Origin of the sequence: Paenibacillus sp. NPDC056579, from assembly GCF_042793215.1 — a bacterium.
Lineage (GTDB): Bacteria > Bacillota > Bacilli > Paenibacillales > NBRC-103111 > Paenibacillus_S.
Genome location: NZ_JBHTVD010000044.1, coordinates 1 through 1,480 on the forward strand (window position 1 = coordinate 1; position 1,480 = coordinate 1,480).

At 51.6% G+C, this 1,480-nt stretch carries 2 rRNA genes; both read right to left on the reverse strand.

From position 1 onward, the window contains the following. Positions 1-682, reverse strand: a 23S ribosomal RNA gene (locus tag ACFQ88_RS39670); the annotation flags it as partial. 297 nt (positions 683-979) lie between these two features. Beyond that, positions 980-1,480 (reverse strand): 16S ribosomal RNA (locus ACFQ88_RS39675); the annotation flags it as partial.

Here is a 1,480-nt window from a genome sequence, read left to right on the forward strand (position 1 = left end):
TCAGACTCGCTTTCGCTGCGGCTTCGGCTTCTCACCTTAACCTTGCACGGGAACGTAACTCGCCGGTTCATTCTACAAAAGGCACGCCATCACCCGTTAACGGGCTCTGACTTCTTGTAAGCACACGGTTTCAGGTTCTATTTCACTCCGCTCCCGCGGTTCTTTTCACCTTTCCCTCACGGTACTGCTTCACTATCGGTCACTAGGGAGTATTTAGCCTTGGCAGATGGTCCTGCCTGCTTCCCACGAGGTTTCACGTGTCTCGCGGTACTCGGGATCCGTCTAGCGATACGTTGGTTTTTAGCTACAGGACTGTTACCCCCTATGGTGAGCCTTTCCAGACTGCTTCGCCTAACCAACTTTTCGCACATTGACGTCCCACAACCCCAGAGGGCAAGCCCTCTGGTTTGGGCTGTTCCGCTTTCGCTCGCCGCTACTGACGGAATCACTTTTGTTTTCTTCTCCTGAGGGTACTTAGATGTTTCAGTTCCCCTCGTATGCCTCTGCACACCCTATGTATTCAGATGTGAGTAACTGAGAATTACCTCAGCTGGGTTCCCCCATTCGGACATCCCCGGATCAAAGCCTGCTTACGGCTCCCCGAGGCGATATCGTCGTTCGCCACGTCCTTCTTCGGCTCCTAGTGCCTAGGCATCCTCCGTGTGCTCTTATTAGCTTAACCTTGCTAATACACTTTGTTTGCTCTACGCATTGGTTGATAACTGTGATCGTTTCACGGATCAAACAGTTACAACTGTTTCAGTATCTAGTTTTCAAGGAACAAGCTTGGTTCATTCAACCTGTCTCAATGACAGGAAGAACATCTTCTCATGCGGTTAACCTCGATGCAAGCATCAAAATCTTCCAACATGGTTTGAGAGTTTGTTGTCCTCTCAAAACTGAACAACGAAGTGAGTGTTAGTTTGCAGTTTAAAACTGCTTTATGTCCGATGACCTGCAGTCATCATGGACTCCATAGAAAGGAGGTGATCCAGCCGCACCTTCCGATACGGCTACCTTGTTACGACTTCACCCCAATCATCTACCCCACCTTCGGCGGCTGGCTCCTTGCGGTTACCCCACCGACTTCGGGTGTTGTAAACTCTCGTGGTGTGACGGGCGGTGTGTACAAGACCCGGGAACGTATTCACCGCGGCATGCTGATCCGCGATTACTAGCAATTCCGACTTCATGCAGGCGAGTTGCAGCCTGCAATCCGAACTGAGACCGGCTTCTAAAGATTGGCTCCACCTCGCGGCTTCGCTTCCCGTTGTACCGGCCATTGTAGTACGTGTGTAGCCCAGGTCATAAGGGGCATGATGATTTGACGTCATCCCCGCCTTCCTCCGGTTTGTCACCGGCAGTCACTCTAGAGTGCCCAACTTAATGCTGGCAACTAAAGTCAAGGGTTGCGCTCGTTGCGGGACTTAACCCAACATCTCACGACACGAGCTGACGACAACCATGCACCACCTGTCTT